This window comes from Streptomyces sp. NBC_00459, from assembly GCF_036013955.1.
Lineage (GTDB): Bacteria > Actinomycetota > Actinomycetes > Streptomycetales > Streptomycetaceae > Streptomyces.
The window spans coordinates 6164942-6190929 of sequence record NZ_CP107903.1 but is presented as its reverse complement, the minus strand read 5'-3'; the positions used below and the strand labels follow the sequence as shown (position 1 = coordinate 6190929).

The 25988-nt window shown below is 71.1% G+C and carries 22 protein-coding genes; 11 read left to right on the top strand and 11 right to left on the bottom strand.

What is annotated here, in order from left to right; all coding sequences use genetic code 11:
• Positions 1-7: 7 nt before the first annotated feature.
• Positions 8-376 (bottom strand): hypothetical protein, encoded by a 369-nt coding sequence (locus tag OHN74_RS27365; RefSeq protein ID WP_327697241.1) that lies wholly within the window; start codon positions 374-376, stop codon positions 8-10.
• Positions 377-512: 136 nt separating this feature from the next.
• Between OHN74_RS27365 and OHN74_RS27360 the strand changes: the two genes are divergently transcribed.
• Complete coding sequence (locus OHN74_RS27360; RefSeq protein ID WP_327700296.1) at positions 513-1355, top strand: hypothetical protein; 843 nt, start codon at positions 513-515, stop codon at positions 1353-1355.
• A 148-nt stretch (positions 1356-1503) separates the two neighbouring features.
• On the opposite strand, the gene OHN74_RS27355 is transcribed toward OHN74_RS27360, so the two are convergent.
• Positions 1504-2283 carry a DUF3050 domain-containing protein gene (locus tag OHN74_RS27355; protein ID WP_327697240.1) on the bottom strand — a complete coding sequence of 260 codons (780 nt, stop codon included), beginning with the start codon at positions 2281-2283 and terminating at the stop codon, positions 1504-1506.
• 225 nt (positions 2284-2508) lie between these two features.
• On the opposite strand from OHN74_RS27355, the gene OHN74_RS27350 reads away from it, so the two are divergent.
• The 6 genes from OHN74_RS27350 to OHN74_RS27325 are packed head-to-tail and all read left to right on the top strand — an operon-like array spanning position 2509 to position 10742.
• Entirely contained in the window at positions 2509-3108 is a 600-nt protein-coding gene (locus OHN74_RS27350) for an antibiotic biosynthesis monooxygenase (protein WP_327697239.1), read from the top strand.
• 36 nt (positions 3109-3144) lie between these two features.
• Complete coding sequence (pabB, locus tag OHN74_RS27345) at positions 3145-5391, top strand: aminodeoxychorismate synthase component I (protein WP_327697238.1); 2247 nt, start codon at positions 3145-3147, stop codon at positions 5389-5391.
• The gene (locus OHN74_RS27340) at positions 5388-6983 is read left to right on the top strand and encodes a benzoate-CoA ligase family protein (protein ID WP_327697237.1); all 1596 of its coding nucleotides are present in this window, start codon (positions 5388-5390) and stop codon (positions 6981-6983) included. The genes pabB and OHN74_RS27340 overlap by 4 nt, the downstream gene beginning before the upstream one ends.
• A 59-nt stretch (positions 6984-7042) precedes the next feature.
• The gene (locus OHN74_RS27335; protein ID WP_327697236.1) at positions 7043-8629 is read left to right on the top strand and encodes a class I adenylate-forming enzyme family protein; all 1587 of its coding nucleotides are present in this window, start codon (positions 7043-7045) and stop codon (positions 8627-8629) included.
• Complete coding sequence (locus OHN74_RS27330) at positions 8626-9888, top strand: FAD-dependent monooxygenase (RefSeq protein WP_327697235.1); 1263 nt, start codon at positions 8626-8628, stop codon at positions 9886-9888. Before OHN74_RS27335 ends, OHN74_RS27330 begins: the two co-directional genes overlap by 4 nt.
• A gap of 26 nt (positions 9889-9914) precedes the next feature.
• Entirely contained in the window at positions 9915-10742 is an 828-nt protein-coding gene (locus tag OHN74_RS27325; protein WP_327697234.1) for an aminotransferase class IV, read from the top strand.
• Between the two features lie 85 nt (positions 10743-10827).
• On the opposite strand, the gene OHN74_RS27320 is transcribed toward OHN74_RS27325, so the two are convergent.
• Complete coding sequence (locus OHN74_RS27320) at positions 10828-11319, bottom strand: carboxymuconolactone decarboxylase family protein (RefSeq protein WP_327697233.1); 492 nt, start codon at positions 11317-11319, stop codon at positions 10828-10830.
• A gap of 180 nt (positions 11320-11499) precedes the next feature.
• Here OHN74_RS27320 and OHN74_RS27315 point away from each other — a divergent pair, with 180 nt between their 5' ends.
• The 3 genes from OHN74_RS27315 to OHN74_RS27305 all read left to right on the top strand — a co-directional run bounded on the left by OHN74_RS27315 (position 11500) and on the right by OHN74_RS27305 (position 15725).
• Entirely contained in the window at positions 11500-14127 is a 2628-nt protein-coding gene (locus OHN74_RS27315) for a BTAD domain-containing putative transcriptional regulator (protein ID WP_327697232.1), read from the top strand.
• 111 nt (positions 14128-14238) lie between these two features.
• Positions 14239-14688, top strand: coding sequence for a hypothetical protein (locus OHN74_RS27310; protein ID WP_327697231.1), 450 nt, complete (start codon positions 14239-14241; stop codon positions 14686-14688).
• 101 nt (positions 14689-14789) lie between these two features.
• A complete protein-coding gene (locus OHN74_RS27305) occupies positions 14790-15725 on the top strand; it encodes a helix-hairpin-helix domain-containing protein (RefSeq protein ID WP_327697230.1) in 936 nt (311 codons plus the stop codon).
• A gap of 72 nt (positions 15726-15797) precedes the next feature.
• On the opposite strand, the gene OHN74_RS27300 is transcribed toward OHN74_RS27305, so the two are convergent.
• Positions 15798-16079 (bottom strand): hypothetical protein, encoded by a 282-nt coding sequence (locus OHN74_RS27300; protein WP_327697229.1) that lies wholly within the window; start codon positions 16077-16079, stop codon positions 15798-15800.
• A 307-nt stretch (positions 16080-16386) separates the two neighbouring features.
• On the opposite strand from OHN74_RS27300, the gene OHN74_RS27295 reads away from it, so the two are divergent.
• Positions 16387-17511 carry a hypothetical protein gene (locus OHN74_RS27295; RefSeq protein WP_327697228.1) on the top strand — a complete coding sequence of 375 codons (1125 nt, stop codon included), beginning with the start codon at positions 16387-16389 and terminating at the stop codon, positions 17509-17511.
• A 10-nt stretch (positions 17512-17521) separates the two neighbouring features.
• Here the strand turns inward: OHN74_RS27295 and OHN74_RS27290 are convergent, their stop codons facing one another.
• The 7 genes from OHN74_RS27290 to OHN74_RS27260 all read right to left on the bottom strand — a co-directional run bounded on the left by OHN74_RS27290 (position 17522) and on the right by OHN74_RS27260 (position 25913).
• Positions 17522-18670 (bottom strand): DUF5954 family protein, encoded by a 1149-nt coding sequence (locus OHN74_RS27290; RefSeq protein ID WP_327697227.1) that lies wholly within the window; start codon positions 18668-18670, stop codon positions 17522-17524.
• Positions 18671-18763: 93 nt separating this feature from the next.
• Positions 18764-20008: a hypothetical protein gene (locus tag OHN74_RS27285; RefSeq protein WP_327697226.1), complete on the bottom strand. Its 1245-nt coding sequence runs from the start codon at positions 20006-20008 to the stop codon at positions 18764-18766.
• A gap of 44 nt (positions 20009-20052) precedes the next feature.
• Positions 20053-20406: a hypothetical protein gene (locus OHN74_RS27280; protein WP_327697225.1), complete on the bottom strand. Its 354-nt coding sequence runs from the start codon at positions 20404-20406 to the stop codon at positions 20053-20055.
• Complete coding sequence (locus tag OHN74_RS27275; RefSeq protein WP_327697224.1) at positions 20406-22154, bottom strand: hypothetical protein; 1749 nt, start codon at positions 22152-22154, stop codon at positions 20406-20408. Before OHN74_RS27275 ends, OHN74_RS27280 begins: the two co-directional genes overlap by 1 nt.
• A 237-nt stretch (positions 22155-22391) precedes the next feature.
• Positions 22392-23381: a malate dehydrogenase gene (locus tag OHN74_RS27270; RefSeq protein WP_327697223.1), complete on the bottom strand. Its 990-nt coding sequence runs from the start codon at positions 23379-23381 to the stop codon at positions 22392-22394.
• 378 nt (positions 23382-23759) lie between these two features.
• Entirely contained in the window at positions 23760-25028 is a 1269-nt protein-coding gene (locus tag OHN74_RS27265; RefSeq protein ID WP_327697222.1) for an XRE family transcriptional regulator, read from the bottom strand.
• 402 nt (positions 25029-25430) lie between these two features.
• Positions 25431-25913 (bottom strand): helix-turn-helix domain-containing protein, encoded by a 483-nt coding sequence (locus tag OHN74_RS27260; protein WP_327697221.1) that lies wholly within the window; start codon positions 25911-25913, stop codon positions 25431-25433.
• Positions 25914-25988 lie beyond the last annotated feature (75 nt).

Here is a 25988-nt window from a genome sequence, read left to right as displayed (position 1 = left end):
CCGGGCCTCAGCCGCCCGAGCCGGTGTCGCCGCCGCCGAACCCGCCGCGGGAGACCCTGGTCTTGCCGTTGTCGTCGTCGCTGCTCGAACTGCCGCTGCCCTTGCCGGACTTGGTGAAGGAGCCGCCCTTCACCCAGCCGGACTTCTTCTTGCCGCCGTAGTAGTGGGCGGCGTTGACCGTTGTGGTGCTCTTGCAGTTCTTCTCGGCGACGACCTTGTAGCCCTTGGCGGCCTTGTAACTGTCGCGGTCGACACAGCGCTTGTCGGGGTCGTCGGAGGAGCAGGCGGTGAGGACCGCGGCGAGAAGACCCATGCCGCCGAGTACGACGGTGCCCGAGCGGAGCTTTCTGCCCGGTTGTCTGCGCGTGTCAGCCATGTTCGTGCTCCCCGTTGGTGTTTGGGCCGGTTCGGCGTTCGGTCAGCATAAAGATCGTCCCAGGACTGTGCTCGGCTGGCCCCCTGTTCCTTCCGCCCGCCTCCCACCCGCCTAGAGTCGCTTTGTGCTCTTTGGAATGGTGTGCGCGCTCGGCGCGGCGGTCTGCTTCGGTACGGCGACGGTGTTGCAGGCGATGGCGGCGCGGGCGGCGGCCGATGTCGCCGGTGCGGGCAGCGGTCCCGGTGGTGGTCCGGGCGGCGACGCGGCGTTGTTGTTGCGGGCGTTGCGGCAGTGGCGGTACATCGCCGGGCTGGCCCTGGACGGGCTCGGCTTCCTCTTCCAGATCGCCGCGCTGCGGTCCCTTCCGATCTACGCCGTCGGCGCGGCGCTGGCCGCGAGTCTCGCCGTCACCGCGGTGGTCGCCGCCCGGCTGCTGCGGGTGCGGCTGAGCGGGGTGGAGTGGGCAGCGGTGGCTGTGGTGTGCGCCGGGCTGGGGATGCTGGGGCTGGCGTCGGGGACGGAGGGGGAGCGGGCCGGGTCGGACGCACTGAGGTACACGATGCTCGCGACCGCGGTGGGTGTGCTGGTGCTGGGGTTGCTGGGCGGGCGGTTGCCGGAGCGCGGCCGGGGGCTGGTGCTCGGGTTGGGGGCCGGGTTCGGGTTCGGGGTGGTCGAGGTGTCGGTGCGGCTCATCGACAAGGTGTCGGTGGGGTCGCTGGTGACGAACGCGGCGGTGTACGCGCTGGTGGTGGGGGGCGGGGCGGCGTTCCTGGCGCTGACGTCGGCGCTGCAGCGGGGGGCCGTGACCGTGCCGACGGCGGGGATGGTGATCGGGGAGACGATCGGGCCGGCGCTGATCGGGGTGGTGTGGCTGGGGGACCGTACCCGGGAGGGGCTGGGGTGGCTGGCCGTGGCGGGGTTCGGGGTCGCCGTGGTGGGGGCGCTGGCGTTGGCCCGGTTCGGCGAGGCACCGGACTGAGTCCCGCCCCCGCCGCCGCCCCTATCCGTCCCTACCCGTTCCTTCTCGGGGCTGCGCCCCGAACTCCCTGCGCCCCGGCCCCCTTCGCGCTGAACGCGTTCGTCCTCGAACTTCCACGGAGGGGGTACCCCTGGCGGGCCGGAGACGGTCACCCCATCCCCTCGACCACCCCGTCCCACAACCGCACCCTCGCCTCCAGCGCGTCCGTGGCCGTCTCCGCGGCCTCCGCCCAGCGCTCGTCGCTGGTCCCGCACAGGTCGGCGACCATCTGCATCGCCATGGGCGTGTGCTCCTCGCCGTCGACCTCGATGTGGCGGGACAGGTAGTCGAGGAACAGGGGGAAGCGGTCGGTGCCCTCCTCCTTGACGACCTGGTCGAACATGTCCGGGATGAGATCCTCGCGGGAGAAGGCGAAGGCCGCGGCCCGGCAGTGCAGCGGCCGGTCGTTGATGATCTCGAACGTGGTGCGGACGAACTCGGCCGCGGGGCCGGGGACTTGGGCGACCCGCAGCGCCGAGCCCACATCGTGCCCCTCTCCCACCAGGGCGACGAACGTGTCGATACGGGACGTGTCCGCCGCCGCCTCGTACATGCCGGCCCGGTACAGCTCGAAGTGGCTGGTGAAGCCGCCGTTCAGCTCGTCGCTCTCCTCCACGAGCACGATGTCGTTGATGAGGCGCCGGCTCACCTCCGACCCGCGCGGCACCCAGGGGACGTCGACACAGGTCAGTTCCCGTTGCAGCGACTTGAGCAGGGACATGAAATCCCATACCGCGAACACATGGTGTTCCATGAACGTCGCCATGCGTTCCGTGGTGTTTATCCGCTGGTAAATCGGGTGGGCGGTCACTTCTTTTCGCACCGGTTCGATCACGGACCGGGCCCGCTCGATCCCTTCGTGGGTCATATCCCAGTCGTACCTGGACATGAAATCTCCCTCGCGTCGGTCGAATGGCGATCGTGCAGCTTCCCCGCTCTCCCGGGCAAGCACTTTCCTGAATTCCGGAAAAGTTACCCCGAGTATCACTCGAAAGAACACAGCAAGAAGCCCTAAAAGCCGATAAAAAGTAACCTTCCGGACATCCTGGAGGAGATTTCGAAAATCTTCGTTGAACATTTGAGTGTGATCGGTTCCCGCTGCGTATACGACGGCGTGACCAGGAATCCCGTCACCGTCACGGTGGCGTATCAAGTGATCCCGGGCCGCGAGACCGAGTTCCACTCCTGGGGGTGGGCCGTGCTGCGTGCGAGGGCGCGTGAGCCGGGATTTCTGGGTGGTGGTGTGCTTGTCGACGGAGAGGCGGAGTGGCATGTGGTCTACCGCTTCGACAGTGAGAGTACGGCCCTGGCCTGGGAGAACTCCGCCAGTTGGGCGCAGTGGGCGACCCGGGCGGAAGGGCTCGCCCGGGAGACCGGGCGCCGTACCGTCCGGGGCTCCAAGGTGTGGTTCGAATCCCAGACGGACTTACCGGCCGCCGCCCCGGCACCGGCCGCCCCACCGCGCCCGCCGGACAAGTGGAAACTGTGGTTCGTGAATATGAGCGCGGTTTTTCCACCCGTGCTCATATTCAATCTGACCATTCTTCCGTTCCTCGGTGGCGTAAATGCGCTCATTCGCACTCTACTGCTGTGTCTGGCCGTGACGGCACTCGTCACCTGGATTCTCATGCCGCGCCTTCAGCGTTTCTTCAAGAAATGGCTCTACCCGCCGCTCCAGGCACTCCGTGGACGGCACAAAAGGCGGACCGCATGAACGGCGGCATGAACGATGCAAGGGAGGTGGGCGCGGGTGAAGACCCTGCTCATCGACAATTATGACTCGTACACGTACAACCTGTTCCAGCTGATCGCGGAGGTCAACGGCGAAGAGCCGACGGTGATCCGCAACGACGCGCTGACCAGCAGAGTCGACAGTCTGCTGCAATTCGACAAGTTCGAGAACGTGGTCGTCTCCCCCGGACCCGGGCACCCCGCCGCCCCCCGCGACTTCGGGATCAGCGCACGTGTACTCGCCGAGTCACGGATACCCGTACTCGGCGTCTGCCTCGGTCACCAGGGCATCGCGCTCGGCGAGAGCGGTGGGATCGTGCCCGCCCCCGAGCCCCGTCACGGGCATCTCTCCACGATCCGGCACGACGAGCGGGACCTCTTCAAGGGTCTGCCGCAGAACTTCACCGCCGTGCGCTACCACTCCCTCGCCGTGCGCGAGCCGCTGCCCGACACACTTGAGGCCACCGCCTGGGCCGAGGACGGCGTCCTGATGGGGCTGCGGCACCGCACGCGCCCCCTGTGGGGAGTGCAGTTCCACCCGGAGTCGGTCCTCACCGAGTACGGGCGCCGCATGCTCATGAACTTCCGCAACCTCACGGCGGACCGCGCCCGCAAGCTCCGTACGAAGAACACCAACGTCACCCGCACCGCGGCGGCGATGCCCAAGCCCCCCTCCCCCACGGTCATCCCCCGCATCCCCGCCCAGCGCCGTTCGTCGCAGCAGCGTCCCACCCACCGTCTGCACACCCGGCGGATCGCCACCGCCGTGGACACGGAGGCCGCCTTCGGCCGGATGTACGCCGGCTCGCCGCGCGCGTTCTGGCTGGACAGCGCGCAAGTCGAGAAGGGCCGGTCACGGTTCTCGTTCTTCGGGGACGATTCCGGTCCGCTCGCCGAGTTCGTGCGGTACGACGTCACGAGCGGCGTCTGTGAGATCGAGCGGGCCGGACGGCCGACGCGCAAGGTCAGGGCGAGCGTCTTCGACTATCTGAAGCGGCAGTTGACGAACCGTCATGTGGATGCCACCGGCCTGCCCTTCGACTTCACCGGCGGATATGTCGGCTACTTCGGGTACGAGACGAAGGCCGACTGCGGAGCCTCGCCCAACGTGCACCGGGCCCAAACCCCGGACGCCTGCTGGCTGTTCGCCGACCGGCTGATCGCGGTGGACCACCAGGACGGCTACACGTACGCCGTCTGTGTCGCCGAGGACACTCCGCAGGCCACACTGGAGGCCGCCGACTGGCTCGACAGCGCGCTGGCCCAGCTCTCCTTCGTGTCGGGTCAGCAGCCGCCGGTGCCCGTACCGGCCGCCGAGCCGGACCCCGCCTCGGCGGAACCGTGGCTGGTGCGCGACCGGGCCACCTATCTCGCCGACATCGCGGCCTGCCGACGGGAGTTGACGACCGGCACGAGCTACGAGGTCTGTCTGACCAACGCGGCCCGGATGCCCGCCCCGACCGACGCGTACGACTTCTACCGGGTCCTGCGCCGCGTCAACCCGGCGCCGTACGCGGCCTTCCTGCGGTTCGGGGACCTGGAGGTGGCCGGTTCCTCCCCCGAGCGGTTCCTGCGGATCACCCGGGACGGCATGGCCGAGGCCAGGCCCATCAAGGGCACCGCCCCGCGGGGCGACGCCCCGGAGGAGGACGACCGTCTCCGGGACTCGCTGGCCGCCGACGACAAGACGCGCGCCGAGAACCTGATGATCGTCGACCTGCTCCGCAACGACCTGGGCCAGGTCTGCCGCACCGGCACGGTACGTGTCTCCCGGCTCATGGTCGCCGAGACGTACGCGACCGTGCACCAGCTCGTCTCCTACGTCGAGGGACGGCTGCGCGAGGACACCGACTCGGTGGACGCGGTCCGCGCCTGCTTCCCCGGCGGCTCCATGACCGGCGCGCCGAAGCTCCGCACCATGGAGATCATCGACACGCTGGAGACCGAGGCCCGGGGCGTGTACTCCGGGGCCCTCGGCTACCTGGGGTGCAGCGGCGGCGCGGACCTCAGCATCGTCATCCGGACCGCCGTGATCGCCGACGGCGAGATGCAGTTGGGCGCGGGCGGCGCGATCGTCCTCGGCTCGGACCCGGTCGCGGAGTACGACGAGATGCTGCTGAAGACCGCCGCGCAGATGCGGGCCTACCAGGAGTACCAGGAGTACCAGGAGCAGTACCAGGGCGACCGGGAGTACGGCGAGCGGGAGTACCTGGAGTACCCGCGGTCCTCGTCCCTGTCGGCCGCCGCCGAGGAGGCCGCCCGATGACGACCCACCCGTCCACCACCGCTCCCCCGGCACCCGCAGCCGCACCCGCGCCCTCCCCCGCCGATGCCGACGCCCCCGGCAACCTCGCCGCCCATCTCGCCGCCCTCGCCGAACGGCGCGGCTGGAGCGACCGGGCCGCCTTCCACCAGAGCCATCAGGGGCACCGGTCCTGGACGCACGGCGAGGTGCACGAGCTGGCCGCCCGTACGGCGACGGTGCTCGCCCGGCACGGGGTGGGGCCCGGCGACCGGGTGCTCCTCGCCCTGCCCGACGGCATCACCTGGGTGACCGTCTTCCTCGCCACCGCCCGTCTCGGCGCCGTGGCCGTCCTGGTCAATCCCGAACTCCCGCCCGCCGACCACGCGTTCATGACCGAGGACGCCGACGCCGTGCTGTGTGTGACCGGACCCTGGCTGGCGGAGGGCGAGGGGGAGGAGAAGCGGTTCGCGGGCCGGCCTCTCCTCGGCGCCGATCAGCTCGCCGCCCTCGCGCCCGCCGCCGAACCGACCACCACCGCCCACCCGGTGGACGCGCACACGCCCCTGTACGTGCAGTACACCTCCGGAACCACCGGGCGTCCCAAGGGAGTTGTGCACTGTCACGGCGACCCGAAGACCTACCACGACCTCATCGGGCGCCGACTGCTGCGGATCACCCAGGACGACGTCACCCTCTCCGTCTCGAAGCTGTACTTCGCCTACGGCTTCGGCAACGCCCTCGTCTTCCCGCTCTTCTCCGGGTCGTCGGCCGTGCTGGTCGACCGGCGTCCGAGCCCGGCCGCCGTCGACGAACTCGTCGCCCGGCACCGGGTGACGCTGCTGTACTCCGTGCCGTCCGCCTACGCGGCCCTGGTCGCCGACCGGGGCAACGGCCACCAGGCCTGCTTCGCCTCCGTACGGGCCGCCGTGTCGGCCGGCGAGGGACTGCCGGACGGGCTCGGACAGCAGGTCGGCGAGCTGCTCGGCGCGCCGGTGCTGGAGCAGATCGGCTCGACGGAGGCCGGGCACGCCTTCTGCGCCAACAGCCTCGACCACAACCACCCCGGCACCGTCGGCCGCCCGGTCCCCGGTTTCGAGGTCGAGCTGCGCGACCGCGCCGGGCTTCCGTTACCCGGTGCCGACGAAGGCGCCGAGGGTGAACTCTGGGTGCGCGGGCCGACGTTGACCAGCGGCTACCTCAACCGGCCCGAGGAGACCGCCCGTTCACTGGTCGGCGGCTGGCTGGCGACCCGGGACCGGGCGGTGCGTGAACCGGACGGCACCTACCGGCACCTGGGCCGCGCCGACGACATGGAGATGGTCGGCGGCATCACCGTCTCACCGCTGGAGGTGGAGGCCGTACTGCGCACCCACCCGGCGGTGAAGGAGGTCGCCGTGGCCGCTCTCACCGACGAGCGGGGCTTCAGCAGACTGCGGGCCTTCGTCGTCCCCGCCGGGCCGGTCCGGGCGGGCCTGGAGACCGAACTCATCGAGCTGGCCCGCGCTCGGCTCGCCGCCTTCAAGGTCCCCCGGAGCGTCAGCTTCGTCCCGTCGCTGCCCCGCACCTCGACCGGGAAGCTCCGCCGCCATCTGGTCCGCCAGGGCGCCTGGTGACACCCGCAGCCACCGCAGCCTCCACGGCTGCCTGCCGTACTTCAGAAGGGAACGGGCGCATGCCACAGCCGCAGCCCCTGCTCGCCGACCGCGGTTTCTATCTGGGCCCGGTCTTCCGGCGGGCCGCCGACCGCCACGGAGCCGTCTTCGTCACCCTGGACCGGCCGCTCGACGTGAGCCCCGACCTCGGGGTCGACCTCAGCTACAGCCAACTGGCCGATCTGGTCGAGGAGTTGTCGGCCCGGCTGTGGGCGGCCGGAGTGCGACCGTCCGAGCAGGTGGTCGTCCACAAGACGGACAACGTCGACATCGTGCTGCTGACCTGTGCGGTCTCCCGTATCGGCGCGGTCCCGGTGCTGCTGTCCCCCGGCCTCGCCGGACCGGTCGTCGGTCAGCTGCTGGCCCGGCTGCAACGCCCCTGGCTGCTCACCGACAGCGCCAAACTCACCGGCCCGCTCGCGGAGTTGGACCTCGCCCCGCTCGTACGCCGAACCCTCTCCGTCGATGCCGACGCCGGTGCCGACGCGCCCGGTGCCGAGCCGCTGGCGATGTACGCGGGCGCCGAACCCGTCGCCGCCGTCCGCCTCCACCCCCGTGAACCCGCCCTGATCACCCACAGTTCGGGAACCACCGGCATCCCCAAGCTCGCCGTGCACTGCGCGAACACCATGTGGAACCGCCTCGTACCGCAGCAGGCGATGGGCTGGCCAACCCGTGGCGAGACGGCCGCGCTGCACATGTCGTTCGTGCACTCGCGCTTCTACCATCTCCTCGGCGTGCTTCTGCACTTCGGCAGTCCGTTGCTCCTGATCACTGACCCGACCCCGGCCGCCGTGGGCCCGCTGCTCGCCCGCCATCGCCCGGGGATCGTGGAGACCCACCCCAACACCTTCGTCCTGTGGGAGGAGTTGGCGGACGCACCGGGCCAACCGCTGTCGCGCGTACGGTCGTACGGGTCGACGTTCGACGCGATCCACCCGCGTACCGTACGGCGGCTGCTGGGCGCCTCGAAACGCCGTAGCGCCTGGCTGATCCAGCTGTACGGGCAGAGCGAGACCGGGCCTGTCGCCTTCCAGTGGTTCACCCGGCGCAGCGTCGCGAAGGCGGACGGCCGCCGGGTCGGGATCGGGATACCCGGCTTCACCCGGGTCCGGGTCACGGACGACGACGGCCGGACCGCGGCACCCGGAAAGCCGGGTCGCATCGAGGCCCGTACGCGCGGGCGCATCCTCACCTACCTCGGCGCGCGCGAGCAGTACGACCGCCAGCTCGACGGCGGCGGGTGGTGGCAGATGGGCGACATGGGGTACCGGAGCAGGCTCGGCGCGCTGTATCTCATCGACCGCGAGATCGACCAGATCGACTCCGTGCACAGCAACCTGGAGGTCGAGGACACGCTGATGGACCGGCTGGAGGAGCTGCGCGAGGTCGTCATCGTGCCGGGCGCCGACCGTGAGCCGGTGCCCGTGGTGTGCGTACGGGACGAGATGCCGCTGGACCCGGACCGCTGGCGTCAGGCGACCGCCGATCTGCCGACGATGGCCGAGCCCCGGCAGTGGCGGTTCGAGGAGCTGCCGATGACGGCGACATGGAAGGTGAAACGGGTGGAGATCACCCGCATGCTCGCCGAGGGCGCACGCGCATGACCCCCACGGGGCAGGGAGCGGAACAGGCACCGGACCAGGTACAGGAACAGGTGGCGGGCCAGGTACTGGTCGTGGGCGCGGGTCCCGTGGGCCTCTCGGCCGCCCTCGGCCTGCGCGCCCACGGACTGCCCGTCGTCGTCCTGGAGGCGGACCCGGAGGACCGTGAACGCCCGGGCAGCCGCGCCCTGTTCGTGCACCGCGAGACCCTGCGCCTGCTGGACGGGATGCGCCCGGGCCTGGCCGCCGAGTTCGCGTCGTACGGGCGGACATGGCACACCCGGCGCACGCTGTACCGGGGCCGCGAGGTCTACTCCCGCACCTTCCCCGAGCAGCCGAAGACGCCCACGACCACCCCGCCCTTCACCAGCCTGCGCCAGGTGGACACCGAGCGCCTGCTGCGCGCCGCCTGCCGGGACGCCGGCGTGGAGTTCGCGTGGGGCGTACGGGTGACGGGCGTCCGGTCCTCGCCGACCGGGGTCACCCTCACCGACTCCGACGGCGGCGTCTGGCACGGCACGCATGTCGTGGCCGCCGACGGCGCCCGCTCGGCGGTGCGGGCGGAGTTGGGGATCACCATGGACGGCACGCGGTCGGAGGGGTTCCACGTGGTCGTGGACGTCGCCGACATCCCCGGCGCCGAACTCCCCCTGGAGCGCGTCTTCCACTACGAACACCCGGGCGTGGGTGGCCGAAGCGTGATGCGGGTGCCCTTCACCGGCGGCTTCCAGGTCGATCTGCAGTGCCGCGACGACGACCCGCAGGAGGCGTTCGGCACGGAGGAGGCCGTACGCGCCTGGCTGCCGTCGGTCCTGGAGGCACCCGGGTACGGGTCGCAGATCCTGTGGGTGTCGACGTACCGCTTCCTGCGCAAGGTCGCGGACGCGTTCACCGACCGGCACCGGCGGGTGCTGCTCGTCGGGGAGGCGGCTCATCTGTTCCCGCCGTTCGGGGCGCGCGGGATGAACAGCGGGATCGCGGACGCGGCGGCTGCGGCGGAGGCGATCGCGGCGGTGACCAGGACGGGGCTGGTGGGAGCGGTCGCCGAGTTCGCCGAGATTCGGCACGCGGCGGCCGTGTACAACAGCGCGGCCGCCGGCAACGCGCTGGACCATCTGCGGCCCCGGCGCCGGATCGTCCGGGCCAAGCAGCGCGCGGCGGCGGCCCTCGCACCACTGCTGCCGTGGTGCGGATCGTGGCTGGAGCACGCACCGTACGGGCCCCGGAACGGGGCGCCGGCGGTGGCGGGCCGCAAGTACTGACCGAGTTTCAAGAAAGAGCACACTTGATGACGCGAACAGCAACACAACCAGCGGTCACGGAAGGGCTGTTGGCGTGGTCGCCGCGCCGGGGACTGACCGCACCGGACGCACAGGGCTATGTGCCGACGGTCGGTGAGCGACTGGCGGTCGCCGACTCCTGGCTGCTGCGCGACGGCCGGGTACGCGGACTCGGCCGGCACCGGGAGCGTTTCCTGCGGGCCTGCGGCGACTCCGGCGGCCCCTCACTGCGCCAACTGGTGGACTTCTGGCGGGACATGACCACCGCACTGCCGCGCACCGGAGAGTGGTTCCCCCGGGTCGAACTGGGCGCGGAATCAAGGGAGTTGAGGCTTCTCCTGCGTCACGCACCACCGCTCGGCACCGGCGTGCGGGTCTGGGCGACGGGCCAGTCCGACCCGCGTACCGTCCCGCGCCGCAAGGGCCCCGACCTGGACATCCTGGCCCGGCTCCGGCAACGGGCGGTCGCCGAGGGCGCGGACGAGGCGGTACTGATCGCCCCCTCGGGCGTGGTCCTGGAGGGCATCCACTCCAGCGTCCTGTGGTGGGAGGACGACACCCTGTGCCTGCCCTCGCCACAGCTCCCCGTGCTGGCCGGAGTCACCGTCGCCCTCATCCAGGAGCGCGCCCAGCGCACCGGCATCCGCGTCGCCCACCGCGAACGCACCCTCGCCGACCTGGACGGCCGCGAGGTGTGGCTCGTGAACGCGCTGCACGGAATCCGCCCGGTGACGGAATGGACGGGCGGAAAGCAGCCGTCCATGCGGGCGGGTCGGGCAGTACGGGCCGCCGAATGGCGGCAATGGCTGGAGGGCCTCACGGAACCACTGCAGTAATAGAAGAAGAGAGGCGGGGAAGAGCGATTTCTCATTCGCCCTTCCCCGCATTTCCATGCCTTCTCCCACCTTTTTCTGTCTGAATTCAGCTGCTCTTCTGAACCGGCTGATAACCCCCGGGAACCATCCGTGTCGCGATGGCGATCCGGTTGTACGCGTTGATGACGGTGGCCGCCCAGATCAGCGCGGCGACCTGTGTCTCGTCGAAGACGGCGGCGGCCTCGGCGTAGACGTCGTCGGGGACGTGCCCGTCGTGCACCAGGGTCACGGCCTCGGTCAACGCCAGTGCGGCGCGCTCCCGTTCGGTGAAGAAGGGGGTCTCCCGCCAGGCGTTCAGGGCGTAGATCCGCTGCTCGGTCTCACCCTGCGCGCGAGCGTCCTTGGTGTGCATGTCGAGGCAGAACGCGCAGCCGTTGAGCTGGGAGGCGCGAATCCGGATCAGTTCCAGGAGTTCGGGTTCGACCTTGGCTTCCTGCGCTGCGGAAACGGCGGCGCCATGCAGGGCGCCCATCGAGGCGGAGACCTCGGGGGTGATTTTCTTGAGGGCTACGCGGGATATGGGTTCAGTGGTGGTCATGGGAATACTGTAACTGCTGCGAAGAGCCTCAGGATCGCCAACCGGACAGCAAAATCGAGGGAATTATCTGTCGTATGCACGGTGCGCTGCTAGAGTCGCGACGCCGGACAGTCGTCTCACCGCACCGTTGCCACGAGGCCTTCGTCGGAGCGGTGGGGACGTCCCGCATCGGGGGGATCGATGCCGCTCATCGCGAAGGCTCTCGCACCATGCGCCGAGGAGATCTCGGTGCCACCGACGTTCACGGAGGCGGCGCGGGGCGGGCTCACCGTCCTGCACGCGCCACCGGGCTACGTCCTCGGGGAGGGACTGGCCACCGCGCTGACCGGTGCGGGCCGGCATCCGCTGTGGCTGCGGCTCGATGTCGAGGACGGCGACCCGGCGACCTTCCTGATCTCACTGTCGGCCGCCGCGTGCCGTCAGCGGCAGGGCGCCTGCCGTGCCACCCGGGAGCTGCTGCGGGCCCGGCCGGGTCCCGTCTCCGGCTGGCCTCCGCTGTTCGAGCGGCTCGCGTCCGATCTCGTCCCCCTGCTGCGGGGCCGGGGAGCGCTGGTGCTGGAGAACGTGCATCACGCGTCGGCCCCGTCGCGGACCCTGTCCCTGGTCATCGCCCATCTGCTGCCGGCCCTCGTCGCGGCGGACGTCCCGTGCGTCCTCGTGGGCCATCGACAGGTGCCTCCGCGGTTGCTCAGCGATGGTGAGGTCCGCTGTTTCGGGCGCGAGTTGAGGGTTCCGCCGGGCGCACTGGAACAGTTGCTGGACGGCGGCGCCCCGGTGGCCAGGCGGCTGCGACGACGGCTGCGCGGCCTGTGCGGCGGCCGGGCCGCGGTGGTCGACGCGGTACGCACCACGCTGGTCCTGTCCGGTGCCCGGGAGGTGGAGCGCGCCCTCGACGGCGCCACCGATGTGGACGACCTGCTCACCCGGCTGGCCGGGACACTCCTCCACAGCGCCGACGGGGCCGGGCAGCGCGCCCTGGGCCGGGCGGTACGGCTGGAGTACGCCCATCCGACGCTGATGGGGAGCGGTCTGCTGCCCTCCGGGCCCTGGCTGCAGGGGCTGGAGGACGGCTGGACGCGGGTGCGCACGGTGTGGCGTACTCCGCTGCGTGCCGCACTCGACCGGTGCGGCTCTCCTCGACGCGAGGAACTGCACTGTGCGGCCGAGCAGTTGGTGGCGCTGGACGCGGTGGAACACGCCGTGCGCCTGTATCTCGACCTAGGCGACGGGGAGTCCGCGGCCCGGCTGATCACGGAACGCTCCGACGGCCTGATGGACGACGGCCAGTGGGAGCTGCTCGACGGCTGGATCGCGCGGCTGCCCGCCGGGGTGATCGATGCGCACCCCCAACTCCTCTACATCCGGGCCGAGATGGCCGCCGCCTGCGGGTCCGCAGCTCGGGCCCGGCACTGGTTCGACCTCGCGGCCTCCCGGTTCGGCGACAGCGCCGACTCCGACGGTGCCTGCCGAAGCCTGCTGGCCGCGAGCGTCGTGGCGGCCGGCGCCGGAGATCTGCCGACGGCCACCGACCGGGCCCACGCGGCGTACGCCCTCGCCGACACCGACGGCCTTACCGCGCATCGGAGTTGGGCCGGCTGGCAGCAGGGCCGACTGGCGCTCCTCGCCGACGACACGGAGGGCGCGCTCGCGCACTTCGCCGGGATCGCCGCCGCCCCGGCCGGTGAACCCGCGCTCACGGCCCGCCACCTGGCCCGGCAGATACAGGGGCTGCGCCACGAACAGGCCCTGCACCGCGAGTCCCTGACCATGCTGGAGGACACGGAGCACGGCGTCCTCGACCAGATCACGCGGAGCGCGAACCCGTCCGCGGACCGGCTCGGCCAGGTCATGGGCAGGTGCGGCTGGTCGCGCACACCGGTCCCGTTGAAACTGCTCGGCGTGACGGCACCGACAGCCCGGGGCGACCGGCTGTGGGCGGAGCTGTGGCGCACGTTCAAGGGCGGCCCCCGGGAACCGGCGGCGCGGGCATCGGCCCGGGCCGATGCCCCGGACGCGGCGCCCGCGCCGGGGACACCGGACGCGCCGTCCCGTCTGCTCGCCGTGCATCTGCTCGGCACCCAGGTCGTCACCTTCGAGGACACCCCGGCGGACAAGTTCACCAGCAGTCGCGCCCGTTCGCTCTTCGCCTATCTGCTCACACATCGCGATCCCTGGCCACGCCGTGAGGCCCTGATGGAGCTCTTCTGGCCGGGCTCACCCCCGGTGGCCGCCCGCAACAGCCTGAACGTCGCGATCCACGGACTGCGCCGCACCCTGCGCACGGTCACCGCCGACCAGGTGATCGTGTACGCCGACGGCGCCTACCGGCTCGCCGACGACGTCCGGCTGTGGCTGGACGTCGAGGAGTTCGAGCGACGGGCGGAACGGGGCCGAAAGCTGGAGGCGGCCGGCCGGCTCGGCGGCGCGATGTCCGAGTACGAGTGCGCGGCGGGCCTGTACCGGGGTGATCTCCTCGCCGACGACCCGTACGAGGACTGGCCGGTGCTCGACCGCGAACGGCTGCGGCTCGCCCATCTCGACGTACTCGACCGGCTCGGCGGCCTCTTCTTCGCCTTCGGCCGGTACGCGCCCTGCGCGGCGCTGTGCCGACGCGTCATCGAACTCGACCCGTGCCGCGAGGACGCCCACCGCCGTCTGATGCGCTGCTACTGCCGCCAGGGCCAGCCGCACCTGGCGCTCCTGCAGTACCGCGCCTGCGCCCAGTTGCTCCAGGAGGAGCTGGAGGTCCGGCCCGGCCCGGCCACGGTCGATCTGCGTGACCGTATCGCCCGGCATGACAGCATTTGACCCCGGCTTAAATGCGGAACGGGACGTGCCTAAGCGCGGGCGGGAACAGTGATTAAGCGAGCGACGGTAGGCCGTTGGGCAGACACCGCCGAACGAAAGGGGCGCCGCACCATGCCAACCGAACCGAGCACGGACCTCCGGGTCGTCGAGCGTCTGCAGGTACTCGACCCGAACGGGATTCCCTCCAACCTGATCATCAGGAAGGGCGATCCGTTCCAGGTGGCGATCGAGTTCGAGGTGCTCGCCGCGGCCGCCAAGGCGGTCCTGTGCGCGCTGGCCTTCGAGGTCAAGTACTTCGCCGAGAGCATCGGCCAGGGTCCCGAGGTCACACTCGGCTCCTTCACGAGGAACACCGTCGCCGGCCAGTCCACGTACAACGCCACCACGCCCGCGGGGGCGACGACCGCCCTCACCGTTCCGGGCAACACACTCACGCCGGGCGTCTACCGGCTCGCGGCAGTGGTCACGTTCAAGGTGCGCTGCCCCGGCAGCGGGGCGCCCCAGACCCCGTACCCGCTGAACGCCTTCGTCGAAGGACGGGCCATCGAGATAGCGCCGTAACACGCCTGGACCCGGCTGGTCCTCCGCGACTGCGACACAGGAGGACCAGCCGTCCGGCAACGCAACGACCCGCGGACACAGGCGACGAAGGAGCAGCGACCGTGGAGCGCCGTAACGACATCAAGGGCGGGGAGGTCGGCACTCCCCGTGCACACGACCTGACGCGGATCGAGGGCATAGGCCCCAAGATCGCGTCCCGGCTCGCCGCCTCGGGAGTGCTGACCTTCGCGGATCTCGCCGAACGTCCCGTCGACGAGATCATCAAGCTGCTGTCGGACATCAGCCTGTCGCGGACCAAGGTGGAGCACTGGTGCGCCCGCGCACGGGAGATGGCCGACACGCAGGAGGGGGCGGCGGGCACCGAGCAGCCGACCGACAGCCGGCCCTACGAGAGCTTCCTCGTCCGCGTGCTGCTGGACGAGAGCGGCTCGATCCGCAGCACGACGGTGCAGCATGTGCAGAGCACGGAGCGGGAGCGCTGGGCGGCATGGGACCGCGAGGCCCTGCTGGACTTCGTCGAGAGCCGTATCGGTGTCACGACACCGCCGGAACAGGAGCCTCGGGTACGGGACGAGCCCGCGCCGGAACTCCCCGTCCAGTCGGTCGAGCCCGAAGCGGCGGACGAGGTTCCGGAGTCGGCCGGAGTGCCGCAGCCGGGCGGAACCGCCGTGCGCCGGACCGACATCGCGCCCGGGCTCACTCTGGATCTGCCGGACCGGCAACGTCTCCACGCCGACGCCGGGTTCGACATGACGATCACCCTCGACCTCACCGCGGCGGATCTGCGGGCCGAGCGTCTCGCCTACCACGCCATCGTGGTGGCACGGCAGTTGGGAGCGAAGACCCGCTACACGGTCGCGTCGGCGGACGGGCTGGTCCCGGTGAGCGCGCCCACCATCCGGCTGGAGGGCCGGGGGCTGCCCGTCGGCACCTACCGTCTGGAAGCGGCCGTCAGCCTGCGCGAACCGGGGGCAGTGCACCCGGAAGGCCTGGCCGCGACGGCCGAGTTCCTGACGCTGGAGATACCGGCGAACTGACCGAACCGACACAACTGGCGGAACTGGAGCAGCTGGAGCAGCTGGAGGAACTGCCCCAACCGACAGGGCAGTTCACGCCGAAGCGTCGTTGTTCCAGTCGATGCCGTTGTCCTGGAGCCACCGTATGTCGTGCTCGGCCACCGGCCGAGCCGCCGGCTCCACATCGACGGTGCCCAACCGGACTCCGCCCTTGCCACCGACGTGAGTGGCGTTCTCGTCGCCCAGTTCGAGGACGAGTTTTTCGTAGCGAGGCGGCCAGCGCAACAGCATGCGCCGTTCGCAACTGAGGCAGCTCCACTCCTCAGCTCCGGACTCGACCGTCCCGGTCAGAACCATCTCATGTGTCCCAGGCACCGTACCGTCCTCCTCCACCCCCATATCCACCCCCGTCGGCATGGCGGAGCGGTTGTTCCGCCATGCCACCTTGTGTTTCCGTGTCGCACCCGCCTAAACCGCGCGGCGCGCGGGCTCCCACTCCCCCACACCCGCCGGGTCCTGCCGTACGGCGCGGCTGGGCCTCGCACGCCGCCGGAGTGAAGCGCGGCTGAACTCTCTTACCTGGCACCGGAATTGATCGACCCTTGCCCGGCGGCTAGGACCGTCGCGCTCTCGCCGGGAGGCGCTCTGGTGTTCAGGTCCGGTGGCCCAGCAGGATGGGCGCGTGTTCAGATCCCGCCGCGCCGAGAAGGCGTACCGCGCCTGCCAGGAGGCGCTTGCGCGCCGCGATGCGCAAGAGGGCCTGCGGCAGCTGGAGTTGGCGGCAAGCCTCGGGCATCCGAAGGCGATGACCGACATCGGCAACCTCCGGATGGAGAGTGGGGATGCCGAGGCCGCCCGCGAGCTGTGGCGCCGGGCGTCCGAAGCGGGTGCGGGCAAGGCGTCGACCAACCTCGCAGCCGAGGCGGAGCGGCGCGACGACATGGCCGAGGCCGAGAAGTGGTGGCGCAGGGCGGCCGAACAGGGAGAGCGGGAGGGTGCGCTGGGTGTGGGGGTCCGCTCCTACCATCGCGGCGACCTGGCCGAGGCCGAGAGGTGGCTGGCTCTGGCAGCGGGCGACGGCGACGAGGAGGCCGCCCGCCACCTCGACGTCGTACGCGGCGAGCTCAGGGCCGGAGAAGCGGAGCGGGAGGAGGAACAGGGCTGGGAACAGGGCGAGTTGACGGAGGAGGCACTCCTCGCCCGGTTGCAGGCGGGCGATGCGGACCTCGCCGAGTCGCTCTTCCGTCAGGCGGCGATGGAGGGGGACGCCGAAGCCGCCTTCAACCTGGGGCTGTTCTACCAGCGGTCGGGGAACCTCGCGTATGCCGAACCGCTCTGGCGGCTCGCTGCCCAGCGTGGCCTCACCGCCGCGGTGTACAACATGGCGATCCTTCATGAGCAGCGTGGCGAGCAGGCCATGGCCGACGTCTGGCTGGTCCGGGCGGCCGAGGCCGGGGAGTTCCGGGCCCAGGCCTCGGTGGGGCAACGACTGCTCCGCGACGGCAATCACGAAGAGGCCGAGCGGTTACTGCTCGCCGCGGCCCGGCAGGGCAGCGTGGCGGCGACGTGCTCGCTGGGTTCACTGCTCGCGGGGCGCGGCGAGACCCTGTCGGCCGAAAAGCTGTGGGAACACGCCGCGCGGGGCGGCGACGGCTATGCGGCCCGCAGGGTGGCCCAGTTGTACGAGGACCGCGGCGACAGCACCGAAGCCGCCCACTGGCGCGCGGTCGCGGAGCAGGCCGGCGAGTCCACGACGGACGAACTCGGACCACCGGCCCTCTTGCTGGCGCGCCTGTACCCGCAGTAGCCAGAACTCCCTACTCGCTCACCCCGCCGCCGTCCCCTTGTTTCGCCTTCTTCCTGCTCTCGCGCACCGCCCGCCGACGCTCCTCCTCCGCATCCCATCGACGCTTCAACTCCAGGCTGCGCTCACTGAGTTGGACCGGCTCGTCGTCCTCCTCCCGCCACAGGCCCTGTTCCTTGAGCCGGCGTGTCTGCACATCGACGGGCGGTTCCGGGTCGAAGTCGGAGGGGCGTGGGCCCTCGGGGCCGTCGGGGCCGACCCTGATGAGGCGTTCGACCCGGGTGACGCGGTAGCGGATGCCGTCGACGGTCGCGACGTTGGAGCGCTTCTCGTCGATACGGTCGGCGATCAGGGCGTACTCGGCGGTCTTCTCCTCGCTCAGCCGCAGGGTGAAGGGGGCCATCACGCGCAGCCAGTAGGCGAGGGAGTCCCGCGCGCCCTGGGGTGTGGAGTCGGCGGAGCCGGGGTTGTGCGCCCGCCAACTCCCGTCCACCCGCTCGGAGATCATGTAGACGGCGGGCAGGAGAACCCCGCCCGGGTGCGTGTGGAGTGCCCGTCGTGCCTCGTCCCGGACCGCCTGCGGTGCGCCGGGCGCGATGCCGACGAACTGGATGAGGTCCAGTTTGAGGATGCCGTCGGACAGCCCGGTGCCGGTGACGGGGTCGACCACGAAGCCCTTGGTGCGCGGTCCCACCCGGTACGCCTCGCCGACCTCCGCCGGGTCGGGGTCGGAGGGGCGGGGCGGCTCGGGCCCGTTCGGCCCCATCCGGACGAAGCGGGAGGCGCGCACGATCCGGAAGCGCTCGCCGCGCACCCGTACGTCGTTCACGACCTCCCGGTCCATGCGTACGGCCGCCGCCATCCACTTGCGCCGGGCGGCCTCGTCCCCGGCCTCCTCGGCCTCGGCTGCGCGCAGCCGGAACACCGAGCCGAGCGAGTCCCGGGAGCCCTGCGGGGTGTCGCTGCCGTAGCCGTAGAGCTCCCAGCCGCCCGTCTCGCACTCCCTGGCGTGGAAGAACTCCGGGATTCCCACCCCCATCAGGTCGGGATACCGCCGCGCGGCCTCCCCCGCCTCCTGCTCCGCGAAGGCCGCGATCGGGCCCTCCTGGGCGGTGACCCGGATCGTCAGATACGCCGGAACATCGTCCCTGTAGTCGCTCATGCACCGAGCGTGCACACAACGGCCCTGTCGGACACCCGATTTCACCGAATTCAGGGGTTCTGAGGTGTGGAATCCTGTGGATTCCACAGCCCGTCAGTCCTGTGCCGCCGCCTCACAGACGCCGAGGGGTGGGCAGAACCAGTCCAACGCCGTGGTGAGAAGCTCCAGTTCGTCGTCGCGGCCGTCCGAGTCCGGGCCGTACGCGGCGATCGCGTAGATCTTGCTGTCCGAGGCCACGAAACGCTCGTCGTAGACGTGCCAGGTGCCGGGGTCGGGCTCACCCCGTATCGAGTCGGCCAGATACTCCAGCCGGGATCCCGTGAACGTGCCGTCGTCGAGGTGATCCAGGCCGATCTCCGTGAAGCCGACCGGCTTCACGGTCTGTTCCGACAGGAACAGCTCGAACGAGGCCTTCGGGGACGGCTCCGCCACCTGGTACACCTGGATCCGGTGAGTGCGGTCCGAACTGCGGTAGTTGACCACGCTCATGCCGTACAAGGAGTCCACCGTGGCGCGCGTCCACCCCTCGGGGACCGCGATCCGGAAGCCCTCGGCGTCCTGCCGCAGCTCGTAGCCGGGGGGTGGTACGGAGACCTGCGCGGAGGGCGTGGCCGTGTTCTCGGTGGGTGACTCGCTCGCCTCCGTCGACGCCGACGTCACCTCCGGCGGCTCCGACGTCGCGGGTGTCGTGGACCTGCCGGGCACGGCCGCCCGGTCGCCGTCCTTGCCGTCGTTCCCGTCGACCACGAAGGTCAGCACCAGAGCCACGGCGACAGCGGCGCCGACGGCCCCGATCAGCACGGACCACACGAGCCGCCGTCTCGTCCCCCCGGTGGCGGCAGGCGTGACAGGCGGACCGGCGGGCGGCCAGGACGCGTTCGGCCACTCGGCGAAGGGGCGACCGGCATCGTCCGTCGTGGCCCCTTCGGCTCCCGGCAGCGGCCACCCGCCCTGCCCTGCGGCGCCCGGCCATCCGGCGGGCGCGGACACCGTGGGCGCCTCGGCCACGGGCGGCCACTCACCCCCACCGGCCGGACCGGCGCCCGACGTGCCCGACGTGCCCGTCCCGGCCGTTCCCGGCCACCCGGCGGGCGGGTGCACCGCAGGTGCCTCGGGCGGCCCCGACACGAGTGGCAGCGCCTCCGCACCGGCCGGATCAGCCGGATCGGTGGCCGGCGTCCCGGGTGCCGACGTGCCCGTGCCCGTCGACCCCGGCCACCCGGCGGGCGGGAAGTGCGGCCTGGCCGGTGGCGGCGGAGTGGCCGGAGCGGCGCTGGGGCTCCCGGCGTCCTCCCAGCGCTGTGTCTCCTCGTCCCAGTACCGCGATCCGCCGCTCATCGCGGTCCCCGTCTCATCGTGGTCCCCCGCTCATCGCGATCCCCTCACAGCCCCAGGAGGGCCGCCACGGCTCCCGCCGAGGCGAGCACGTTCAGCAGTGCCTGGGAGTCGGTGAGCAGCTCCCTCAGTCGTTCCCGGCGCGAAGGAGCCGCCCGGCCGGTGCGGGTGATCTCCTCCTCCGTCTCCTCCAGGGCCGTGCGCAGTGCGTCCGTCTCCTCGCCGGCCCGCACCCGGGTCAGGTCGGCGCGCAACTCGCGTACCGCCTTCAGCAGTTCCTCGGTGGCCTCGTCGCGCTGCGGAGCCGTGCCGTGGTTGGCGACGGCACGCGCGTGGCTGCCGATGGCGAAGGTGCTGTGCGAGACATCGCCGATACTGACGTTCGGTTCGTCGGTGGTCATCAGGTACCGGATCCCGTCTGCGGCGCGGCGCCGCCGGTCGTGGAGGAGGCGGTGGCGTGACTGCCGACGGCGAAGGTGCTGTTGTCGACGCGGGCGATGTTCGTCACGTCGCCGTTGTTGTTGATGGTGGTGATCTTCTGCATGAACTCACCGGTCTGGTAACCGGATTCGGCCAGCGCGACCCGAACCCCGTTCGCCACCCGGTCCTGCACGTTCTTCAGGTAGCGCAGGACGTCCATCTCCTGGAAGTGGGACCCGGTGGGTACGGAGCCCAACTCCCGCACGGACAGGGCGGGCCCGTCGGGCAGCGCGCCGGCGTACCCGCCCGTCAGCATCCGCCAGACGTACAACAGACCCCTGCCCAGGGTGATCAGTGAGCGGGCCACGGAGCCGGGAACCTGGGCGACGGCCCAGGCCGCCTTGCCGATGCCGTGGTTGTTGCGGAAGCGGTGGGCGACACGGTCGGCGTTCTTGAAGTCCTCGCGCACCGGCGTCAGCACGTGCGGGGCGACCTCCAGGGTGAGCATGCGGCCCTGGGTGTGGATGCGTACGAAGACCGTGACGACCAGCTCCTCCTCCCAGCCGCCGACGCGGATGCGCAGGAAGTGCCGTCTCTTCTCGGCGCCCTCCTCGACAGCGCGGGCCCGGTGCTCCTCGAAGGCCTGCGGATGGTACGGCGCCTCCTCGCGCCGCAGGATCCCCTCGGCGGGCAGGAACACGCACTCGTCGATCTCCAGCCGGCGCAGCCGGTCGCGCCCGAACTGACCGGCGTACTCGGCGGGCAGCCGCAGCTGTTCGATCAGCGGCCGGATCTTCTCCAGTACGACGCGGTTGCCCAGCGGCTGCTGCTTCTTCATCTCGTCGGGCCGCAGCTCCACCGCGAGGACCCAGGTCTGGTAGGCCTCGCCCGCCCCCAGGAAGGGCCGCGCCTCGTTGTACATGATCAACGGCGCGTGCTGTTCGAGCCGGATACGGTCCTTGAGCCGCTGGAACCGCGGCCCCTCGGCCTGCTCGGCCGGATCGGAGGCGGCGTCCGGGAAGCGCTGCGGGGACAGTTCCGCGGCCAGCGCCCGGGCGAACTGGCCGCGCTGCGCGGCCACGCACAGCGCGATCAGGGCGAACATCGCGAACGTGACCCAGGCCTGCCAGCGCTCGATCGCGACGTCAGCGCCGTCCCCGTACGGCACCAGTACGTCGGTCGCACCGGTCAGCTCGGAGGACCCGGTGCCGTACGAGCCGCTCGACGAGCCGTCGTCCAGGCCGTTGAACGCGACGACCACCGTGACGACCAGCAGCACCGCGAACAGGACCCGGCCCCACCAGCGGAGCAGAAAGGCGGGCACCCGCCGGTACAGGGGCGGGTACTCGGCGCGGCCCCGGATCCAGGACGCGACCGCGAGAGCCAGAACGGGGAGCATGAAGAGGGCCAGCCAACCGCGGGTCAGCGCCGAGCCGATCACCCACAGGCCCAGGATCGCCCCGGCCCACAGCAGTTCCCGGTGTCTGGCCCGCAGGGCGTGCGCGAGGACGCGGGCCGCGTCGAAGCCGAGTGAGGGCGCCACGATCCGCTGTTCGTTGAGATGGAGTTCCTCGATGACCCGGTCGCGGTATGCGGAGTCCAGGTAGGTGCCCGCGCACAGCAGCCGGGTGGCCTCACTGGCGTGCGGTGGCGTGGGCGCCGGTACGGGCGGTGCGGGCGGTGTGTCTGGTGTCGACTGCGGCTGCTGCGGCACGTGTGCAGTACTCACGCGACTCCCCCGATGCGTGTAACGACCCTTGCCAGAGGGCCAGTTGACAGCCCATCAGCATAGAGGGGCGGAGGGGCCGGGGGACAGAGGATTGTCACGGCCCACGGGCGGTGCGCACGGAGAAGGCGGCGGCGAGCGGACGGCGGTGCGGCAAGCGGACGGCGGGGCGGCGCCGGACGCACCCGGGCCCCGTCCGGCCGAAGCCTGAACGGGGCCCGAGGGAAGAGCGGTTGGGGCTCAGATGAGGCCGAGGGCGCGGACCGCGTCGCGCTCCTCCGCGAGCTCCTGCACCGAGGCGTCGATGCGGGCGCGGGAGAACTCGTTGATGTCCAGGCCCTGGACGATCTCGTACACGCCGTCCTTCGTGGTGACCGGGAAGGAGGAGATGAGGCCCTCCGGGACGCCGTAGGAGCCGTCGGACGGGATGCCCATGGAGGCCCAGTCGCCGTCGGCCGTGCCGTTGACCCAGGTGTGAATGTGGTCGATGGCGGCGTTGGCCGCGGAGGCGGCCGAGGACGCGCCACGGGCCTCGATGATCGCGGCGCCGCGCTTGGCGACGGTCGGGATGAAGTCCTCGGCGAGCCACTTCTCGTCGCTGACGACCTCGGCGGCGTTCTTGCCGGCGATCGTGGCGTGGAAGATGTCGGGGTACTGGGTGGCGGAGTGGTTGCCCCAGATCGTCAGGCGCTTGATGTCGGCGACCGTCGAGCCGGTCTTCTTCGCGAGCTGCGTGAGCGCGCGGTTGTGGTCCAGGCGCGTCATCGCGGTGAAGCGCTCGGCCGGTACGTCCGGCGCGGCGGCCTGGGCGATCAGCGCGTTGGTGTTGGCCGGGTTGCCGACGACGAGGACCTTGATGTCGTCCGCGGCGTTGTCGTTGATGGCCTTGCCCTGGGGCTTGAAGATGCCGCCGTTGGCCTCCAGGAGGTCACCGCGCTCCATGCCCTTGGTGCGGGGGCGGGCGCCGACGAGCAGGCCCACGTTCGCGCCGGCGAAGGCCACGTTCGGGTCGTCCGTGATGTCGATGCCCTGGAGCAGCGGGAAGGCGCAGTCGTCCAGTTCCATGGCGGTGCCCTCGGCGGCCTTGAGCGCCGGGGTGATCTCCAGGAGGCGGAGCCTGACCGGCACGTCCGCGCCGAGCAGCTGGCCGGAGGCGATGCGGAAGAGCAGGGCGTAACCGATCTGGCCGGCCGCGCCGGTGACGGTGACGTTCACGGGAGTGCGGGTCATGGCGTTCTCCGTATGACAGCTGGCGGTGGGGCGTCGCTGCCCCGGTTCGGATGATCGATCTCTTGGCGTCAAGAGAGATCCGCCGTCAGGCTATCGCGCATCCGGGATCCCGTACGTCCCGGTCCCGTGTGGCCCACCCCACAGCGCCGCGTTCACAGTGCCACGTTCACCGTGACACGGAAAGCGACGGTCGCCCGTCCGGGAGAGAAGTGACGAGCGACCGTCGCCCGGGGACCGACAGTGCCGGACTCCCGTGGGGGTACTTCCTCGCTTCCCCGAACCGGGCCGGGCATTCCCCTCGTACGGCCGTTTCGCGGTTCCGCGGTTGCGTACGAGGGGAGCGTGCCCGTCCGTCCTACTGCGTGCAGCCCTTCCGTCCTACTGCGTGCAGCCCTTCTGCCCGGTCGCCTTGAGCGTGACGCACGCCGTCGCGTCGCCCGCGTCCTTCACGGACACCATCGGCGTGTACGCGTCGGTGTCCGTGTCGACCGCGCCGGTCTGCTTCGCCGCGCCGGAGGCGGTGACGTCGACCTGGTCGCCCGGGGCCGCCTGGGTGATGCGCGCCCAGGCCGCCTGGCAGGTCTTGCTGTAGCGGACCTCGACGAGCGTGGTGCCGACGGTGACGCTGTTGGCTGTCTGCGCCAACTCGCCGCCGCAGCCCATGTTCTCCGGGTCCTGGCCGGTGCACTCGGCGCCGCTGCACTTCACCCCGACCGGCAGGTCGGGATTCGTGCCGGCCGAGGTGGTCGGCGACGGGCTCGGCTTGGCCTCCGGTGTGTCGTCGCCCCGGTCGGTGAGGATCAGGGCCGCCGCTACCACCACGGCCGCTCCCACGACGCCCGCGAGGAACATCGTGAGCCGCCGCTTGCGCCGTGAACCGCCGGATCCGCCTTTGCCGCCCGGCCGGGCGTCCTGCGGCGGACCGCCGGGCACCGCCAGGGGCGTACCGGGAGTCCAGGGCGCCCCCTGCACCCCGGAAGGTCCGGACGTTCCCGTCGGCGAGGCCGGGCGCCCCCCGGCGCCGCCTCTCGCCGCAGGTCCCTGGTACCCGGCCATGCCCCACGAGTTGTTCTCGGCCGAGACGGAACTCGCCGAACTCGCGGAACTCACCGAGCCGCCGGACGCACCGCCCCGCGCAGCGCCGGCCCGTACGTCGCTCGCCGAGTCCCGGGTCTCCGTGGCCGTCGGCTGCGGCGGCACGGTCGGTGAGACACCGGCGGGGCCGGCGATTCCCGGAGTCACCGTCGCGCTCCGGGCGGCCCGCCCGTTCTTGCCGCTTCCGTTCTTCGACTCGGCGGCGGGTGCCCCGAACTCTCCCAGCGCGGCGCGCGCCTGGGAGATCCGGATCGCCTCCATGGTCATGTCGTGGCGCATCTCCGAGCGGCTCCAGGCACGCTCGGCCAGCTCCCACATCGTGGTCAGGTGCACCGGATTGGTCCCCGTGACCTCGGCCAGGGCGACGATCGCGCCCTTGGGCGCGAGCAGCCGGCCGTTGAGATAACGCTCCCAGGACGTCTTGCTGTAGCCCGTGCGGTCGGCCACCGCCGCGATGTTCAGGCCACTGCGGTCCACGAGCCTGCGCAGCTGGCTCGCGAACTCCCTGACCTGCGGATCCAGTTCATCCGGCAAGGCCCTCCAACGAGGCATTGCTTCCCCCCTCATTCCCCCCGGTCGTGCTGGCTGTTCTCCCGTGCGTGGTGCCGTGGATCCCTTTGGCCGAATCCTTTTCTTGACTGTCTTGGCTACCCACACGGATGCGCCCAGTCAGGATCTCGGTTCCCGGGGTGGGGGCGCACGGGAGCATTGTCGGGCCTGGAGGTGCACCGTTGCACGCCCCCGGCCCACGGTCCAGTGTTCCACCGACAGCCCTCCCGGTCGGCCGAACCTCCTGGATGGCGCACGGGACGCCCCGGACCGTCCCGATTGCCCAGATTAACCCTGCCGCGTTGCGGCCCGGTTGCGATTCCTCGAACTTATCGACATATCGCCACACAGAATGCACGAGAAAGGTCACATCGGACGCGGGGATGTCACATTCCCTCAGCACCATCAACCAAAAGCGACAGCGCCGACCACCGCGACAAGCCCGAGCACCAGTACGAGGAGCACGGCGACGAGCAGCACCCGCCGGGACGGATCCACCGAAGCCTCGGAACTCCCGGCGGACCCGGACTCCACCCACCACGGAAGCGTGGGCACCTCCTCCTCGTACACCCCGTCCTGCTGCTCCGGCTTCGCCGGATCCGGGGCCGGCGGCCGGGGCCAGGCCTGCACCGCCAGTTCCCAGCGGACGCCGAAGCGCTCGGCGTCGGCGGGGGTGAGGCCCGCGACCCGGCACAGGGCGGCTATCGCCTGCCGGGGCGGCGGCTGGGTCGCGTTGAGGTACCGCTGCCAGGAGGACTTGCTGTACGCGGTGCGCGCGCCCAGCGCGGCCAGGCTGAGCCCGGTGCGGTCCTTGAGGAGCCGCACCTGCTCGACGAAGTGCCGCACCTCCGGCGGCAGATCGTCCGGCAACGGCTGCCAGGCGCTCATCGCGCGTCCTCCTCGACGTTCGTCGACCGGTCCGAGGCTGCCGATCCGCGACTGCCGGTCCGAGGCATTTGACGA

Excerpts from the sequence above, each read along its gene's own strand:
- OHN74_RS27365 (WP_327697241.1), bottom strand. The coding sequence starts at position 376 with ATGGCTGACACGCGCAGACAACCGGGCAGAAAGCTCCGCTCGGGCACC.
- OHN74_RS27360 (WP_327700296.1), top strand. The coding sequence starts at position 513 with ATGGTGTGCGCGCTCGGCGCGGCGGTCTGCTTCGGTACGGCGACGGTG.
- OHN74_RS27355 (WP_327697240.1), bottom strand. The coding sequence starts at position 2,283 with ATGTCCAGGTACGACTGGGATATGACCCACGAAGGGATCGAGCGGGCC.
- OHN74_RS27340 (WP_327697237.1), top strand. The coding sequence starts at position 5,388 with ATGACGACCCACCCGTCCACCACCGCTCCCCCGGCACCCGCAGCCGCA.
- OHN74_RS27335 (WP_327697236.1), top strand. The coding sequence starts at position 7,043 with ATGCCACAGCCGCAGCCCCTGCTCGCCGACCGCGGTTTCTATCTGGGC.
- OHN74_RS27330 (WP_327697235.1), top strand. The coding sequence starts at position 8,626 with ATGACCCCCACGGGGCAGGGAGCGGAACAGGCACCGGACCAGGTACAG.
- OHN74_RS27325 (WP_327697234.1), top strand. The coding sequence starts at position 9,915 with ATGACGCGAACAGCAACACAACCAGCGGTCACGGAAGGGCTGTTGGCG.
- OHN74_RS27320 (WP_327697233.1), bottom strand. The coding sequence starts at position 11,319 with ATGACCACCACTGAACCCATATCCCGCGTAGCCCTCAAGAAAATCACC.
- OHN74_RS27315 (WP_327697232.1), top strand. The coding sequence starts at position 11,500 with ATGCCGCTCATCGCGAAGGCTCTCGCACCATGCGCCGAGGAGATCTCG.
- OHN74_RS27310 (WP_327697231.1), top strand. The coding sequence starts at position 14,239 with ATGCCAACCGAACCGAGCACGGACCTCCGGGTCGTCGAGCGTCTGCAG.
- OHN74_RS27290 (WP_327697227.1), bottom strand. The coding sequence starts at position 18,670 with ATGAGCGACTACAGGGACGATGTTCCGGCGTATCTGACGATCCGGGTC.
- OHN74_RS27285 (WP_327697226.1), bottom strand. The coding sequence starts at position 20,008 with ATGAGCGGCGGATCGCGGTACTGGGACGAGGAGACACAGCGCTGGGAG.
- OHN74_RS27280 (WP_327697225.1), bottom strand. The coding sequence starts at position 20,406 with ATGACCACCGACGAACCGAACGTCAGTATCGGCGATGTCTCGCACAGC.
- OHN74_RS27270 (WP_327697223.1), bottom strand. The coding sequence starts at position 23,381 with ATGACCCGCACTCCCGTGAACGTCACCGTCACCGGCGCGGCCGGCCAG.
- OHN74_RS27265 (WP_327697222.1), bottom strand. The coding sequence starts at position 25,028 with ATGCCTCGTTGGAGGGCCTTGCCGGATGAACTGGATCCGCAGGTCAGG.
- OHN74_RS27260 (WP_327697221.1), bottom strand. The coding sequence starts at position 25,913 with ATGAGCGCCTGGCAGCCGTTGCCGGACGATCTGCCGCCGGAGGTGCGG.